This is a genomic window from Frigidibacter oleivorans (assembly GCF_003993775.1).
Classification (GTDB): Bacteria; Pseudomonadota; Alphaproteobacteria; order Rhodobacterales; family Rhodobacteraceae; genus Frigidibacter; species Frigidibacter oleivorans.
The window spans coordinates 173169-189032 of record NZ_RJRZ01000004.1 but is presented as its reverse complement, the minus strand read 5'-3'; the positions used below and the strand labels follow the sequence as shown (position 1 = coordinate 189032).

16 protein-coding genes and 1 riboswitch are annotated in these 15864 nt (G+C 72.0%); of the genes, 9 read left to right on the top strand and 7 right to left on the bottom strand.

Annotated features, from left to right (window positions below):
• Positions 1-2: 2 nt before the first annotated feature.
• The 3 genes from EEY80_RS07900 to EEY80_RS07890 all read left to right on the top strand — a co-directional run bounded on the left by EEY80_RS07900 (position 3) and on the right by EEY80_RS07890 (position 2549).
• Complete coding sequence (locus tag EEY80_RS07900; protein ID WP_126976042.1) at positions 3-956, top strand: alpha-E domain-containing protein; 954 nt, start codon at positions 3-5, stop codon at positions 954-956.
• Positions 953-1762: a transglutaminase family protein gene (locus EEY80_RS07895; protein WP_126976041.1), complete on the top strand. Its 810-nt coding sequence runs from the start codon at positions 953-955 to the stop codon at positions 1760-1762. Before EEY80_RS07900 ends, EEY80_RS07895 begins: the two co-directional genes overlap by 4 nt.
• Before the next feature lie 61 nt (positions 1763-1823).
• Positions 1824-2549 (top strand): proteasome-type protease, encoded by a 726-nt coding sequence (locus tag EEY80_RS07890; RefSeq protein WP_126976146.1) that lies wholly within the window; start codon positions 1824-1826, stop codon positions 2547-2549.
• Between the two features lie 91 nt (positions 2550-2640).
• Here EEY80_RS07890 and purD read toward each other — a convergent pair whose 3' ends face one another.
• The gene (gene purD / locus EEY80_RS07885) at positions 2641-3906 is read right to left on the bottom strand and encodes a phosphoribosylamine--glycine ligase (protein ID WP_126976040.1); all 1266 of its coding nucleotides are present in this window, start codon (positions 3904-3906) and stop codon (positions 2641-2643) included.
• 35 nt (positions 3907-3941) lie between these two features.
• Positions 3942-4670: a hypothetical protein gene (locus EEY80_RS07880; protein WP_126976039.1), complete on the bottom strand. Its 729-nt coding sequence runs from the start codon at positions 4668-4670 to the stop codon at positions 3942-3944.
• Between the two features lie 60 nt (positions 4671-4730).
• Here EEY80_RS07880 and xseA point away from each other — a divergent pair, with 60 nt between their 5' ends.
• Positions 4731-6272: an exodeoxyribonuclease VII large subunit gene (gene xseA / locus EEY80_RS07875; RefSeq protein WP_407920723.1), complete on the top strand. Its 1542-nt coding sequence runs from the start codon at positions 4731-4733 to the stop codon at positions 6270-6272.
• A gap of 85 nt (positions 6273-6357) precedes the next feature.
• Here xseA and EEY80_RS07870 read toward each other — a convergent pair whose 3' ends face one another.
• Both EEY80_RS07870 and EEY80_RS07865 read right to left on the bottom strand, forming a co-directional pair.
• Positions 6358-6780, bottom strand: a complete 423-nt coding sequence (locus tag EEY80_RS07870; RefSeq protein WP_235829748.1) for a hypothetical protein — start codon at positions 6778-6780, stop codon at positions 6358-6360.
• A 74-nt stretch (positions 6781-6854) separates the two neighbouring features.
• Complete coding sequence (locus tag EEY80_RS07865; RefSeq protein ID WP_126976038.1) at positions 6855-7913, bottom strand: alkane 1-monooxygenase; 1059 nt, start codon at positions 7911-7913, stop codon at positions 6855-6857.
• A gap of 195 nt (positions 7914-8108) precedes the next feature.
• Between EEY80_RS07865 and ftsY the strand changes: the two genes are divergently transcribed.
• Entirely contained in the window at positions 8109-9173 is a 1065-nt protein-coding gene (gene ftsY / locus EEY80_RS07860) for a signal recognition particle-docking protein FtsY (RefSeq protein ID WP_126976037.1), read from the top strand.
• Here the strand turns inward: ftsY and EEY80_RS07855 are convergent.
• Complete coding sequence (locus EEY80_RS07855; RefSeq protein ID WP_126976036.1) at positions 9170-9652, bottom strand: MgtC/SapB family protein; 483 nt, start codon at positions 9650-9652, stop codon at positions 9170-9172. The genes ftsY and EEY80_RS07855 overlap by 4 nt on opposite strands.
• Positions 9653-9712: 60 nt before the next feature.
• Here EEY80_RS07855 and EEY80_RS07850 point away from each other — a divergent pair, with 60 nt between their 5' ends.
• Together EEY80_RS07850 and EEY80_RS07845 are read left to right on the top strand one after the other, a co-directional pair.
• Positions 9713-10612, top strand: a complete 900-nt coding sequence (locus EEY80_RS07850) for an EamA family transporter (protein ID WP_126976035.1) — start codon at positions 9713-9715, stop codon at positions 10610-10612.
• 27 nt (positions 10613-10639) lie between these two features.
• Positions 10640-11314, top strand: coding sequence for an inner membrane-spanning protein YciB (locus EEY80_RS07845; RefSeq protein ID WP_126976034.1), 675 nt, complete (start codon positions 10640-10642; stop codon positions 11312-11314).
• Positions 11315-11409: 95 nt separating this feature from the next.
• On the opposite strand, the gene EEY80_RS07840 is transcribed toward EEY80_RS07845, so the two are convergent.
• Both EEY80_RS07840 and EEY80_RS07835 read right to left on the bottom strand, forming a co-directional pair.
• Positions 11410-12114 (bottom strand): glutathione S-transferase N-terminal domain-containing protein, encoded by a 705-nt coding sequence (locus EEY80_RS07840; protein ID WP_126976033.1) that lies wholly within the window; start codon positions 12112-12114, stop codon positions 11410-11412.
• 79 nt (positions 12115-12193) lie between these two features.
• Positions 12194-13138: an alpha/beta hydrolase gene (locus EEY80_RS07835; protein WP_126976032.1), complete on the bottom strand. Its 945-nt coding sequence runs from the start codon at positions 13136-13138 to the stop codon at positions 12194-12196.
• Between the two features lie 151 nt (positions 13139-13289).
• Positions 13290-13365, top strand: a riboswitch (SAM riboswitch).
• Between the two features lie 59 nt (positions 13366-13424).
• Here EEY80_RS07835 and metZ point away from each other — a divergent pair.
• The gene (metZ, locus tag EEY80_RS07830; RefSeq protein WP_126976031.1) at positions 13425-14609 is read left to right on the top strand and encodes an O-succinylhomoserine sulfhydrylase; all 1185 of its coding nucleotides are present in this window, start codon (positions 13425-13427) and stop codon (positions 14607-14609) included.
• Positions 14610-14758: 149 nt separating this feature from the next.
• Positions 14759-15859, top strand: a complete 1101-nt coding sequence (gene folE2, locus EEY80_RS07825) for a GTP cyclohydrolase FolE2 (RefSeq protein WP_126976030.1) — start codon at positions 14759-14761, stop codon at positions 15857-15859.
• Positions 15860-15864: the final 5 nt, after the last annotated feature.

The following is a 15864-nucleotide window of genomic DNA, read 5'->3' as shown; positions in this document are numbered from 1 at the left end:
CGATGCTGAGCAGAACCGCCGCCAACCTGTTCTGGATCGCCCGCTACATGGAGCGGGCCGAGACGATGGCCCGCCTGCTGGAAGTGGGGGCGCGGATCGCGCTGCTGCCCTCGGCCGGGCATGGCTATCGCAGCGAATGGGACAGCCTGCTGCAGGCCTCGGGCACCGCCGACGGCTTCGCGAAGAAATACGGCGACCCGGTGCAGCGCAACATCGAAAGCTATCTGTTCTTCGACCACGACAATTCGTCGTCGGTAGCCACCTGCATCGGCCGCGCGCGCGAGAATGCGCGCATCGTGCGGACCGCGCTGACCAGCCAGGTCTGGGACGCGCTGAACACCGCCTTTCAGGAGATGAAGGCGCTGGAACGGCTGCCCCGGTCGGAAACCGAACTGTCGCGGCTGACCGAATGGACGATGCGGCACGCGGCGATGGTACGGGGCGCGATCGACGCGACGCTGCTGCGCAATGACGGCTGGGATTTCCTCGGCCTCGGCTACAAGCTGGAACGCGCCGACAACACCGCCCGGCTGATGGACGTGAAATATTACGTCCTGCTGCCCAAGGTGGATTTCGTGGGCTCGGGCCTCGACAACTACCAGTGGACGACGCTGCTGCGCGCCATGTCCTCGCACCGGGCCTTCCACTGGGCCTATGGCGGCGACATCACCGCGGGCAAGATCGCGCATTTCCTGATCCTGAACCCGCAATGCCCGCGGTCGCTGATCACCTCGACCGGCGGCGCGGTCGAGCATCTGGACAGGCTGGCGCGCGGCTATCACGCCAGCACCCCGGCGCAGAGCAAGGGGCGCAGCCTGCTGGGCGAATTGTCCGAGATGACGGTGGAGGACATCTTCGACGAGGGCCTGCACGAATTCCTCAGCCGGTTTATCGGCGAGGTGTCGAAGCTGACGGCGCTGGTCGGCGAGGTCTATCTGAGCGGAGAGGCGCGATGATCCTGAGCGTCACCCATGTCACCACCTATCGCTATGACGCGCCGGTGCGCGGCGCGGTGCAGAGCCTGCGGCTGACGCCCTCGCTGTGCGACGGGCAGCGGGTGATCCGCTGGCAGATCGGGGTCGAGGGCGGGATGCGCGGCGCGGCCTTCCGCGACGGGGCCGGCGACTGGATCGAAAGCTGGTCGCTGCGCGGCCCCGCGACCGAGATCGCGGTCAGCGTCTCGGGCGAGGTGGCGACGACCGACATGGCCGGCGTGCTGCGCGGCCATCGCGAACAGGTCCCGCCCGAGGTCTATCTGCGCGACACCGCCTCCACCCGGTCCGAGGCGGGGCTGGTCGATCTGGCCCATGCCGGGATCGAGGGCGCGACGGGCGCGCTGGACCGGGCGCACCGGCTGGCCGCGGCCGTGGCCGAGGCGGTGGCCTACAAGCCCGGCGCGACCGAGGCCCATACCACCGCCGCCGAGGCGCTGGCCCTGGGCGAGGGCGTCTGCCAGGACCATGCCCATGTGCTGATCGCCTGCGCGCGGCTGCTGGAAACGCCCGCGCGCTATGTCTCGGGCTATCTGGAGGCCGGGTCCGACATGGCGCAGGAGGCTGCCCATGCCTGGGCGGAACTGTGGATCGAGGGGCTGGGCTGGGTCGGCTTCGATCCCGCCAATGCCTGCTGCCCGGACACGCGCTATATCCGGCTGGGATCGGGCCTCGACGCGCAGGACGCGGCGCCGGTCCGGGGTGTGGCACGGGGTCGCGTGACGGAATCGCTCGACGTCTCTGTTGCCGTGGCCGCCGTGCAGCAATAGTGTCCCGCCTCGGGGAACGGGCCGGACGGGCGGCCGCGTGCTGGACGGGACGACTGGAACGATGACCTATTGCGTGGGTCTGCTGCTGACCGGGGGGATCGTGCTTCTGTCCGACACGCGGACGAATGCCGGGCTCGACAACATCGCCACCTATCGCAAGATGTTCCATTTCGAGGAACCGGGCGAACGGGTGATCTCGATCCTGACCGCGGGCAGCCTGTCGGTCACCCAGACCACCATCGCCCGGCTGCGCGAGGCGGTCGAGGCGCCGGATGCCGATTCCGAAAGCTCGATCATGCTGGCCCCCACCATGCTGAAGGTGGCCGAGATCGTCGGCAACACGCTGGCCAGCGTCCGGCAGGACATCGAGGGCAAGATGCAGGCGGCGAAGATCACCGCCTCGGCCAGCCTGATCGTCGCCGGGCAGCGGGCCGGCGGGGCGATGCGGATGTTCCTGATCTATCCCGAGGGCAACTTCATCGAGGCCACCGACGACACGCCCTATCTGCAGATCGGCGAGCACAAGTACGGCAAGCCGATCCTCGACCGGGTGGTGACGCCCGACACCTCGCTGGCCGAGGCGCAGAAGGCGGTGCTCTTGTCGATGGATTCGACGCTCCGGTCGAACCTGTCGGTGGGAATGCCGCTCGACCTTGCGGTGATCGAGCGCGACGCCTGCCGGGTGACGCAGCGCCGCCGGATCGAGGCGGGCGACCCGCAGTTCAAGCGGATGAGCGAGGCCTGGTCGGTCGCGCTGCGCGAAAGCTACCGGCAGATCGAGATCTGAGGCGGCGAGAGAAGGGGAGGGGCGCTGCCCCTCTTGGCCGTGCCGGCCAATTCACCCCGGGATATTTTCGTCAGCTGCAGGGGCAGGCGCCTCAGAGCGCCCGCCAGCCGATGTCGCGACGGCAGAATCCGCCCGGCCAGTCGATCCGGTCCACCAGCCCGTAGGCCCGGTCGCGCGCCTCGGCCAGCGTGGCGCCGCGCGCGGTGACGTTCAGCACCCGCCCGCCCGCGGCGACGATGCCCCCCTCGCGTTCGGCGGTGCCGGCATGGAAGACCATGTGCCGGCTGTCCTCGGGCAGTTCCTCCAGCCCCCGGATCTGGCTGCCCCTGGCATAGTCGCCCGGATAGCCGTTCGCCGCCATCACCACGGTCAGCGCGTGATCCTGGGCCCAGTTGACCTGCAGCCCGGCCAGCCGCCCTTCGGCGCAGGCCTGCATCAGGTCCAGCGCCTGCGCCCCCATCCGCATCATCAGCACCTGGCATTCCGGATCGCCGAAGCGGCAGTTGTATTCCACCAGCCGCGCCTGCCCGTCCGCGATCATCAGCCCTGCGTAAAGGACGCCGCGATAGGGCGTGCCGCGCCGGGCCATTTCCGCCACGGTCGGGCGGATGATCTGCGCCAGCGCCTGTTCGGCGATGGCATCGCTCAGCACCGGGGCAGGGGAATAGGCGCCCATGCCGCCGGTATTGGGGCCGGTATCGCCGTCGCCCACCCGCTTGTGGTCCTGCGCGGTGCCGATGGGCAGCACCGTCTCGCCGTCGCACAGCACGAAGAAGCTCGCCTCCTCGCCGGCCATGAACTCCTCGATCACCACCTCGGCCCCGGCCTCGGCGCCGAAGGTTCCGGCGAAGATCATGTCGATGCCCGCCAGCGCCTCGGCCTCGGTCATCGCCACGATCACGCCCTTGCCCGCGGCCAGCCCGTCGGCCTTGACGACGATGGGGGCGCCCTCGGCGCGGACGTAATCCTTCGCCGCGGCGGGATCGGCGAAGCGCGCCCAGCGGGCGGTGGGGGCAGCGCAGGCGTCGCAGATTTCCTTGGTGAAGGCCTTCGACGCCTCCAGCCGCGCGGCCGCCGCCGAGGGGCCGAAGACTGGCAGGCCCGCCGCGGCCACCGCGTCGGCCACGCCCGCCGCCAGCGGCGCCTCCGGCCCCACGATCACGAAGTCGATGGCCTCGGCCGCGCAGAATTCCACCACCGCCGCGCCGTCGAGGATGTCGAGCGCCGCGCATTCCGCCAGCGCCGCGATCCCCGCATTGCCCGGCGCCACGATCAGCCGGTCGCATTTCGGGTTCTGCTTCACCGCCCAGGCCAGCGCATGTTCCCGCCCGCCGCCGCCGAGAATGAGGATGTTCATGTGCTTGCGCGCCCCCGGTTCCGTCCGCAGGCGTCTTAGGCGGGGTCGGACGGCGGTGCAAGCATCGGGCGTCGGCGCAGCCCGCCCGCCGAGCCCGCGATGCGCAGGAGCCGGCGGCGGTCGCCCGCCAGCCCCGCCTCGACCAGCCCCGCCAGCACGCCCCGCGCCTTCAGATGCGGCACGAGGTCGGAATGGCCGAGGCCGGGGAAGATCAGCGCGTCGGTCCGCGGATGCGGCGGGAAGGCGCGCGCCTGCGCCATGTCGTCCGCGGCGCCGTGGAACAGCCAGACCCGGCCGCGGTCGGGCAGGGGCAGAGCGGGGCGCGCGGTCGGCGGCAGGCGCGCGGTCCAGTGCCGCCAGCGCGTCTCGCCCGGCAGATGCGGGTCGGCCTGCGGGCCGAAGGCCAGCACCGCATCGACCGGCAGCACCCGCGCCGCCGCCAGCGCCGCGACGCCGCCCATCGACAGGCCGATGGTCAGGATCCGCGCCACCGGCGCGCGGCGGGCGACGATGGCCAGCGCCCCGGCCAGCGCGGGGGCGAAGCCCGGATCGCTGGCCCAGCTGCGCGCCGCATCCATGACGAACAGTGCCCGGCGAGGGAAGGCGCGGGTGCCGCGCCCCGTCGCGGTGGCCACGAATTCCGGCGCGGGCGGGCGGTCCGGGTCCTGCCCGACCGAGGCGAAGGCGATGACCAGGTCGCCGCCCGTGCCGTCCACGTAGTCTACCGCGAAGGGCGGCCGGTCCCAGACCCTGTCGAACTGCACCGGACCCTCCCTCTGGCCAGCGCCGGCCGCGGCGCCTATCTGTGGTCGCGGACAGGAGGCATGATGGACCTTTTCGAGGATGACGGCCCCGAAGGCAACGCCGGCGGGCCGGGGCAGGACAACGCCCATGCCTATACCGTGTCGGAACTGTCCGGCGCGGTGAAGCGGGTGATCGAGGGGGAATTCGGCCTCGTCCGGGTGCGGGGCGAGGTGGGGCGGGTGTCGCGCCCTTCCTCGGGCCATCTCTACTTCGACCTGAAGGACGACCGGGCGGTGCTGGCCGCCATCGCCTGGAAGGGGCAGGCGGCGCGGATGGCGGTGCGGCCCGAAGAGGGGATGGAAGTCATCGCGACCGGGCGGATGACCACCTTCCCCGGCCAGTCGAAATACCAGCTGATCGTCGAGAATGTCGAACCCGCGGGTGCCGGCGCGCTGATGGCGATGCTGGAAAAGCGCCGCCAGCAGCTGCAGGCCGAGGGCCTGTTCGATCCGGCCCGCAAGCGGCCGATCCCGTTCCTGCCCGAGGTCATCGGTGTCGTCACCTCGCCCTCGGGCGCGGTGATCCGCGACATCCTGCACCGGCTGCGCGACCGCTTTCCGCGCAAGGTGCTGATCTGGCCGGTGGCGGTGCAGGGACAGGCCTGCGCGCCCGAAGTCGCCCGCGCCATCGCCGGCTTCAACGCGCTGACGCCCGGCGGGTCGCTGCCGCGGCCCGACCTGCTGATCGTGGCGCGGGGCGGCGGCTCGCTGGAGGATCTGTGGGGCTTCAACGAGGAAATCGTGGTGCGGGCGGCGGCGGGTTCGGCGATCCCGCTGATCTCGGCCGTGGGGCATGAGACGGACACGACGCTGATCGACTTCGCCGCCGATCTGCGCGCGCCGACGCCCACCGCCGCGGCCGAGCTGGCGGTGCCGGTCCGGGCCGACCTGATGGCGCAGATGGCGGACTGGCAGGCGCGGATGGGCCGCTGCATGACCGTCCAGGGCGACCGGCGGCGGCAAAGGCTGGGCGATCTGGCCCGGCTGCTCGGCCGGCCCGAGGCGCTGACCGCCGCGCCGCGCCAGCGGCTGGACCTGACCGGCGGACGGCTGGAACCGGCGCTGCGGGGTCTGGCCGCCGATCGCCGCGCCCGGTTCGAACGGCTGGCCGGCCGGGCGGGGCCGCAGGCGCTGGCCGGGTTCCTTGCGGCGGAACGCCGGCACCTGACGCTGTGGGGCGAGCGGCTGGTCCCGGCGCTGGCCCGGGCGCTGGCCGAGGCGCGGCGGGCGGGCCAGCGCGACCGCGAGCGGCTGGACCTGCTGGCGGGCCGGCTCGCCGCGGCGCTGCCGGCGGCGCTGAACCGGCGGCGGGACCGGCTGGAGGGGCTGGACCGGGTGCTGCGCGGGGTGGGCTACACCGCGACGCTGGCGAGGGGCTATGCGGTGGTGCGGGCGGGCGGGCAACCCGTCACCGACCGCGCCGCCGCCGCCGCCGCCCCGCTGCTGGAGGTCGAGTTCCGCGACGGGCGGCTGACGGTCCGCCCGGACAGCCAGCCCGCGCCGCAGCCGCGCCGGCCCGCGCGCGACGACCGGGGCGGCGGCGGGCAGGGATCGCTGTTCTAGCGCGCGCCCCCCTGCAGCTGATCCAAATATCCCGGGGGGAGGCTCAGTCAGCAGCCCGGGGGGCAGCGCCCCCCGCCACCGGCCGTCAGACCCCGACCTCGGGGCCGAGACAGGCCAGCGGCTCGGCGCTGTCCTCGACCGCGACCAGCGGTTCGCTGTCCGGATCGCCGGCGAAGCGCGCGGTCAGCCCGCCGGGCGTGTCGTAGAAGGTCCAGCACTGCCGGTCCGGCATGCCGTCATATTCGAAACAGATCTGCTCGCCCTCGGGATACCAGTGCCCCTCCTTGCAGAGGTCGTCGACGAAAGCCCAGCGGACGCGGCGGTTCGGCAGGTATTGCTCGATGCCATAGACCTGCCCGCCGGTCGCATAGGTCAGCGTGCGCCCGCGCGAGATCGCGTCGAAGGCCTCGGCCCCCAGCGGTGCGCCGGTCGGCGATGTTCCGGTCTGGGCCCCGACGGGCAGCCCGGCGAGGATCAGCGGCAGGGCGAACAGGGCGGCGCGGTGCATCGGCATCTCCGGACAGGCGCGGATTTCGCCGGCACCCTGCCAGATGCCGCGGGCGCGGGCCAGCCGAAGGCGCTTCACGGCTGCGTCACCCGGGCCGCGGCCGCCGCCTGCCAGCGCCGCACCCGGCCGTCCATCGCGCGGCGCCACAGCGGCGGCACCAGCGCCAGCGCCGCCATCACCGGCAGCGCGCGGGGCAACATCGGCGTCTGCGCCGGGTCCAGCCGCAGTTCCGGATAGCCGCGCCCCGGATGCAGGTGGTGATCGGCATGGCGCGGCGCGTTCAGCAGCATCAGCGCCGAAAACGGCTGCGGCGCGTCCCAGCTGTGGCCGGGGCCCACCGGCTCGGCCCGCCCGTCCGGGCGCAGGCGGCGGGTCAGGCCGTAATGCTGCACGTAATCCGACAGCAGCAGCTGCAGTTGCGCATGGCCCGCCAGCGCCAGATGCGCGGCCAGCCCCGCCCAGCCGAAGGCCAGCGCCGAGACCGCCAGCGCCAGCGCCGCGCCGCCCAGATAGACGGGATAGGGGCCGGCCCCGCCCGCGCCGCCGCGCAGCGCCCGCTCGGCCCGCCAGCCTTCGAGGAACGACCCCGCCCAGGCCCTCAGCGCGAAGCGCCAGAACCCCTCGCCCAGACGGGCGGAATTCGGATCGGCCGGCGTCGCCACATGGCGGTGATGCACCAGCCGGTGCGCCGAGGCGTGATGACCGAACAGCAGCGTCACATAGACCGCCACCCCCAGCCGGCGCGGCCAGCGGCCGGGGCGGTGGATCAGCTCATGCGCGTTGGAATTGGACACCTGCCCCAGCCAAAGGCCGAAGCCCGCGAAGGCCAGGAACCTCTCCCAGCCGGACAGGCCCGTGGCCCCGGCGACGCCCGCCACCGCCAGCGGCAGGACCCAGACCAGATGCGCGATCCCCAGCCCCGTCGACAGCGCCAGCGCGGCGGGCGGCTCCGCCTCGGCCGCGCCGCCTTCGGGCAGCAGCCGGTCGAGCAGGCTGACGGCCAGGGTCATGCTCGCCAGCGCCGCCAGCAGCCAGAGGCCGCCCGCGACCGCCCCCGCGGTCAGCAGGGCCGCCGGGACCAGGGTCGCCAGCGCGAAGGCGCGGATACGGCGGGGCGGCGCGGTGTCGGTCATGGTCGGAAGCCGGATCGGGGCATGCCGCCGCACCCTATCGCGCCGCGCCGCCTTCCGGAAGCGCTGGCGCGCCCCCGACGTGGCGCTGCTTCCATCCGGCGGCGGAAAGGCTTAGGTGAGGGGAATGCGGCCGCGGCGGGCCGGTCGGCCGTCACCGGACGGCCGCCGCCCCATCGCCCCAAGCCCGGAGGCCCGATGTCCTTCTTCTCCAAGCTGCGCGACCGCCTCGGCCGCTCGTCCTCGCGTCTGGAACAGGGGATCGAGGCCATCGTGGAGGAGGCGCCCGACGCCCCGCCGGAAGCGGCCCCGGACGCTGCGGAGACGGCCCCCGTGCCGCCCCCCCCGGCGCCCGAACGCCGCGGCCTGATCGGGCGGCTCTTCGGCGGCGAGGCGGCGCCCGCGCCGGACCGCGCGGCGGAGGGTCCGCGCCGGGTGCTGGACGACGAGATGCTGGAAAGCCTCGAAGACTTGCTGATCACCGCCGACATGGGGGTGGACACCGCCGCCCGGGTTGCCGCGAACCTCGCGCAGGGTCGGATGGGCCGCCGTCTGTCGGTGGCCGAGATCAAGGCCGCCCTGGCCGCGGAAATCGCCCGGATCATGGAGCCGGTGGCGCGTCCGCTGCCGCTGTATCCCACCCGTCCGCAGGTGGTGCTGGTGGTGGGCGTCAACGGATCGGGCAAGACCACGACCATCGGCAAGCTCGCCAGCCAGTTCCGCGCCGCCGGCAAGACGGTGGTGATCGCGGCGGGCGACACGTTCCGCGCGGCGGCGGTGGAACAGCTGCAGGTCTGGGGCGCGCGGGCCGGGGTGCCGGTGCTGACCGCGCCGGAAGGGTCGGACCCGGCGAGCCTCGCCTTCGACGCGCTGACCCGCGCCGAGGCCGAGGGCGCGGACCTCCTGCTGATCGACACCGCCGGGCGGCTGCAGAACCGCGCCGACCTGATGGAGGAACTGGCCAAGATCGTGCGGGTGATCCGCAAGAAGGACCCCGACGCGCCGCACAACACGCTTCTGGTGCTGGACGCCACCACCGGGCAGAACGCGCTGACGCAGGTCGAGATCTTCCGCAAGATCGCCGATGTCTCGGGCCTGGTGATGACCAAGCTCGACGGAACGGCCAAGGGCGGGGTGCTGGTGGCGCTGGCCGACCGCTTCGGCCTGCCGATCCACGCCATCGGGGTGGGCGAGCAGATCGACGACCTGCAGCCCTTCGACCCCGAGGAATTCGCCGCGGCACTGGTCGGGCTGGGCCGCTAGCGACGGCCGATGCGGTTGGACAGCGACTTGAACAGCCACAGCACGACGATGGTGATGCCGGTCGCCATCAGCGCCAGCCCCATCAGCCCCACCCCGCAGGCCAGCCCCGCCGCCCCGGCCAGCCACATCCCGGCGCCGGTGGTCAGCCCGTGCACCTCGCCCCGCGCCCGCAGGATCGACCCGGCGGCCAGGAAGGCGACGCCCGCGGTCACCGCCTCGATCAGGCGCAGCGTGTCGAGCTGCTGCTGCCCGTCCTGCAGCCCGGCCAGCGCCACGAGTTCCAGCCCGATCAGGCCGAAGACGGCCGCGCCGACCGCGACAAGGATATGGGTGCGCAGCCCCGCCGACTTGTCGTGCAACTCCCGCTCCAGCCCGATCGCCGCGCCCAGCAACAGCGCCGCCACGATCCGCACAGCCATCAGCTCCGGCGGCGTCGCCCGGAACGAGCCTTCGAGTTCCGCAAGCACGGTCTGCCACATCTGCATATCCTCCCCCCTGTCCCAACCCGCTCAATGCGCCGATCCCCGGCGGGTTCCGGCATGAGCGGCTGGCTCGTCTCGCTGGAGGGGACCGAGGCAGGCCGGACGCTGGCGCTGACACTGGCGCTGTCGGCGGCACTGTTGCACGCGATTTTCGGCGCGCTGCAGAAGGGCCGCCACGATCCCTGGCTCAGCCGCGCCGCCATCGACGCGGCGGTGACGCTCCTGTCGCTGGCGCTGATTCCGCTGGTGCCCTGGCCCGAACCGCATATGTGGCCGATCTTCGCCGGGGCATGGGCGATCCATACCGGCTACAAGATCCTGCAGGCGATGACCTATTCCCGCGGCGCCTATACCGTCGTCTATCCGGTGGTGCGCGGCACCGGGCCGCTGTTCGCGATGTTCGGCGCGATCCTCGTCTTCGGCGAACGCTACACGCCGGGCCAGTGGCTGGGACTGGCGGTGCTGCTGACCGGGATCTACGGGCTGGCGGTCTATAACCTGCGCCATGTCACCGTCGGCCGCGACACGCTGGTGCCCGCGCTGGGCTTCGCGGTGGCGACCGGAGCCTTTGTCGCGCTCTACACCACCTATGACGCCTTCGGCATCCGGGCGACGGCGGACCCCTTCACCTTCCTCGTCTGGTTCTTCTTCATCGACGGGCTGACGCTGCCCGTCGTCTTCGGCCGCAGGCTGTGGCGGCTTCCCGCCGCCGAGGCGCGGTCGATCGTCAGGCTGGGTGTCATCGGCGCCGGGGTCGCCTACATGAGCTTCGGCTCGATCATGCTGGCCACCCGGCTGGACAAGGTCGGCGAGGCGGCGGTGCTGCGCGAGACCTCGACCGTCTTTGCGGCGCTGATCGGATGGATCATGCTGGGCGAGAAGGTGGGGCCGCGCCGGGCGGCGCTGATGGCGGCCATCGCCGCGGGGGCGGTGATCGTCGAGGTCGCGGGCAGGTAACGGACGGAAACGGGGGAAAAGCGGACGATGACGGACGAGGAAGTCGCGGGCGGCCGGGTCGCGGCCGAGGAACTGGGTGCGCGTCCCGCGGGGCGGCCGGTGAACCCCTGGGTGAAGATCGCGCTGGAATTCGGCCCCGTGGTGGCCTTCTTCCTGGCCTTCGGGCGGCTGAAGGACACGACGGTGACCATCGGCGGCACCGAATATGGCGGCTTCATCCTCGCCACCGCCGGCTTCGTGCTGCTGATGGTGGCGACCACCGGCATCCTGTGGCGGCTGACGGGACGTCTGGCGCCGATGCAGGTGGCGACGCTGGTGCTGGTCGTGGTCTTCGGCGGGCTGTCGATCTGGCTGAACGACGAACGCTTCTTCAAGATGAAGCCCACGATGATCTACCTGCTGTTCGCGGGCATCCTCGGCTTCGGCCTGATGCGGGGCCGGTCCTACCTCGCGCTGGTGATGGACGAGGTGATGCCGCTGACGCCCGAGGGCTGGCTGATCCTGACCCGCAGGCTGGCGCTGTTCTTCCTCGCGCTAGCCGTCGCGAACGAGGCGGTATGGCGGACGATGTCGGATCAGGCCTGGGTCAACTTCAAGACCTTCGGCCTGACCGTCGCGATGTTCGGCTTCTTCATGGCGCAGGGGCGGCTGATGCAGACCCACGGCCTGCCGCGCAAGGACGAGGGCGACGACGCCGCCTGAGCGCGGCGCAGGCCCTTCTTGTCGGCTGAAATATCCCGGGGGGAGGCTCGGCACGAGCCGGGGGGCAGCGCCCCCCTTCGCCCCGGCCGCCCGGCCTAGCGTTTCCCGAACAGCACCGACTGCGCCTGCCGGTCCTTGGCGATGTCGCCGCGCTTGTCGGCGGCGACGGCGCGGCCGCGCTGCACGCCGGGGCGGGCCGCCATCTCGTCCAGCCAGCGGGCGAGGTTCGGCTTGTCGTCGAGGCTCTGGCTCTGGCCCTCCCACAGCGAGGCCCAGGGCCAGATCGCGAAATCGGCGATCGAGACGAAGTCGCCCGCAACGAACCGGTTCTCCGCCAGCCGCCGGTCGAGCACGCCGTAGAGCCGCGCCACCTCGTTGCGGTAGCGGTCCTTGGCATAGGGCAGGTCGTTCGGCGGGTCCATCGCCGGGGCGTATTTCAGGAAGTGATGCGCCTGTCCGGCCATCGGCCCCACGCCGCCCATCTGCCACATCAGCCATTCCTCGACGGCGATGCGCTCGCGTTCGGTGCCGCCGTAGAAGCGGCCGGTCTTGCGGGCGAGGTATTGCAGGATCGCCCCCGATTCGAAGACCGAGACGGGCTGCCCGTCCGGGCCCTCGGGATCGACGATGGCGGGCATCCGGTTGTTCGGGGCGATCTTCAGGAAGTCGGGTGCGAACTGCTCGCCCGCGCCGATATTGACCAGATGTACGCTGTAGGGCAGGCCCATCTCTTCCAGCGCGATGGCGATCTTCCAGCCGTTGGGCGTGGGCCAGTAGTGAAGCTCGATTTCTGCGGTCATCCTGGGGGCTCCTCTGCGCGTCGGCGCCAGTGAACGCCGGTCGGTGGCCGCGCGCAAGCCCCGGGCCTGCCGCCGCGGATCAGGCCTGCGGGCTGCCGAGCCCGGCGAAGGGCGCCCGCAGCGTGGGGCGCGGCAGCAGGCGCGACCAGCGCGGGGCATGGTTGCCGGTCAGCGCGGCGCGCAGACGGGCCGCGTCGAACCGGTCGCGGTCATGCAGGATGCCGCGGTAGAGCGCGAAGATGCCCGGGCGCAGATAGGCGCTCCAGTGGCAGATGCGGCGGGCGGGCGCGCCCAGCCGGATGCCGAGCGCGGCCAGCGCCGCGGGCGTCCGGTCATGGTCCAGCTGCAGGTCGATCCAGTTGGCGCGCGGCGCGGGCAGGCCATGGCCCAGCCCCCGGCGCAGGCCGCCTGCCACCGCCAGTTCCAGCCCCGCGTCGAACAGGTCGTTTTCGCGGGTGGTGACGTTCAGCACCAACGCCGCCCGGCCCGCCGGCGTGTCGATGGCGGCGGCGGCGCGGGCGCGCAGGTCTGCCGCCGTCATCAGCACCATCCGCCCCACGTCGCCGGAAGCCAGCAGCGGCAGCGCCGCCAGCGCGACCCGCGCGCCCAGAGAATGCGCGACGATGTCCACCGGCCGGTCGGGCAGGGCCCGGCGCAGCATCCCGATCAGCGCGGCCAGCGCCGCCCCGGCGCGCGGCGCCTCGGCCCAGGCCTGCCACAGCGTGCCGCGCGCATGCCAGCCGAAGGCCACCGCCAGCCCCGCCGCCGGATCGCGGCCGAAGCCCAGATGGCGGGGCCAGGACGGCACGCGGGCGCAAGGTTCGGCCGGGTCCAGCGACAGGATATGTTCATGCGGGCTGTGCGGGGCCGAGAAGGGCGAGAAGCGGAAGCCGTGGATCATCACCGTGACCGGCGCGCCGGGGGCCAGCCGGGCGGCATGGGCGGCGATCCGTGCGACGAGGTCAGAGTCCCCCCCCGCAGCCACCGGCTGCGAACCGAGCGCGTTGACCTGCAAAAGCGGCATGGGGTGCGGTCCCGAACGAAGCTGCCGCTACATCTAGATGGATGCTGCGACGGCAGCATGACCGGCAGATCACAGCGGCATGACGGCCCCGGCCTGTGGCAAACCGGCCGCGGCCGCCGCCGCCCTTGACCGGACCTGCCGGCGGCGCTATCGGGGCAGACGTGGCGATTTGCCCCGATTGCGGGCCACGTTAAACAATCCGCTAAAGAGGACGGAGGATGCCGCCGGCCCGTGCCGGCGCGGCCGCCGCCCCCGCCGGGGGTGCCAAGGCCGAAGGAACCTGCCGATGACGACCGACCGCAACTGGAAGACCCGCACGAAGCTCGTCCACGAAGGGACGCGCCGCAGCCAGTATGGCGAGATGGCCGAGGCGCTGTTCCTGACGCAGGGCTTCGCCTATGACAGCGCCGAACAGGCCGAGGCGCGCTTCATCGAGGTCGGGGCCGACGAGTTCATCTATGCCCGCTACGGCAATCCCACCACCCGGATGTTCGAGGAACGCATCGCCGCGGTCGAGGGCTGCGAGGATGCCTTCGCCACCGCCAGCGGCATGGCCGCGGTCAACGGCGCGCTGGCGGCCTTCCTGAAACCGGGCGACCGCGTGGTCTCGGCCCGGGCGCTGTTCGGCTCCTGCCTCTATGTGCTCGATTGGCTGGCGGGCTACGGGGTCGAGGTCGTCTATGTGGACGGCACCGACATCGCGCAATGGCAGGCGGCGGTGACGCCGGGCACCAAGGCCGTGTTCTTCGAATCCATGTCGAACCCCACGCTGGAGATCGTGGACCTGAAGGCGGTGGCGGAGTTGGCCCATGCCGCGGGCGCGACGGTGATCGTCGACAACGTCTTCACTACCCCGGTCTGGAGCCGGGCCGTGGCCCTGGGCGCCGATGTCGTGGTCTATTCCGCGACCAAGCATATCGACGGCGCGGGCCGGGCACTGGGCGGCGTCATCTGCGGCACGAAGGAGTTCGTGCGCAAGGTGGCCGAACCCTATCTGAAGCACACGGGCGCGGCGCTCAGCCCGTTCAACGCCTGGCTGATGCTGAACGGGATGCAGACGCTGGACCTGCGGGTCCGGGCGCAAACCGACACCGCCGCCGCCATCGCCGCCGCGCTGGAGGGGCATCCGAAGCTCGGCCGGCTGATCTATCCGGGGCTGGCGAGCCATCCGCAACACGGGATCGCGGCGGCGCAGATGGGCGGCTTCGGCACGATGCTGAGCTTCGAGGTGCAGGGCGGGCGCGACGCGGCCTTCCGGGTGCTGAACGCGCTGGAGATCGTGAAGATTTCCAACAACCTCGGCGACGCGAAATCCATCGCCACCCATCCGGCCACCACCACCCATCAGCGTCTGGCCGAGGATCAGCGCGCGCTGCTGGGGATCACGCCGGGCCTGGTCCGGCTGTCGGTGGGGCTGGAGGATGCGGGCGACCTGATCGCCGACCTGACGCAGGCGCTGGCGCAGGCCTGATCCCGCTGCGGCACTGATCCGGTGCCGCAGCCGCGGCGTAGGAGGTCGCAAGAGGTTGGACAAGCGCCGCGCCGCCCCCACATAGTGCGCGCGGTGCCGGCGCAAGGCCGGCACCGGCGGTGCCGGGCGGTTTCGGGAAGGGACAGGCCATGAACATCCAGAGCGTGATCGAACGCGACCCCTCGCGCGGCGAGGCGGCCGAGGCGCTGGCGCTGTTGCGCCGCTGGGCCGGCACCGCGACCGAGGCCGAGATCGCGACGCTCGATCCGGTGGTGGCGCGGCTGCTGCCCGGGTCGGCGCCGGCCGGGTCCTATCCCGACCTCGCGCGGCAGTATCCGGCCGAATTCCGCGCGACCGAGGCCTATCGCGCCACCCTGCCGGACCTGCAGAACGGCCCGTCCAGCCTGATCGTGGGGGCGCCCGCGATGATCCAGCATGTGGGCATCTCGAATTTCCGCCTGCCGCTGCGGGTCCATACGCGCGACGGCGGCGACCTGACGCTGGAAACCAGCGTCACCGGCACCGTCAGCCTCGAGGCGGAAAAGAAGGGCATCAACATGAGCCGCATCATGCGGTCCTTCTATGCCCATTCCGAACGCACCTTCAGCTTCGACGTGATCGAGGCGGCGCTCGATGACTACAAGGCCGATCTGGGCAGCTTTGACGCGCGCATCCAGATGCGGTTCAGCTTCCCCCTGCGGGTGGCCTCGCTGCGGTCGGGCCTGTCGGGCTGGCAGTATTACGACATCGCGCTGGAACTGGTGGAAACGGCGGGGCAGCGCAAGCGCATCGTGCATCTCGACTATGTCTACAGCTCGACCTGCCCCTGCTCGCTGGAACTGTCGGAACATGCGCGGGCCACGCGCGGCCAGTTGGCCACGCCGCACTCGCAGCGGTCGGTGGCGCGGCTGTCGGTCGAGTCGGTGGGCAAGTCCTGCCTGTGGTTCGAGGATCTGATCGACATGGCTCGCGCCGCGGTCCCGACCGAGACCCAGGTGATGGTCAAGCGCGAGGATGAACAGGCCTTCGCCGAACTGAACGCCGCGCATCCGATCTTCGTCGAGGATGCGGCGCGCAGCTTCGCGGCGCAGCTGCTGGCCGATCCGCGCGTGGGCGATTTCCGGGTGGTGGCCAGCCATCAGGAATCACTGCATTCCCACGATGCGGTCAGCGTGCTGACGGAAGGCCCGACCTTCGCGGCCGAAAGCCTCGACCCGCGGCTGTTCCAGTCGCTGCACAAGGCCGGCTGAGGCGG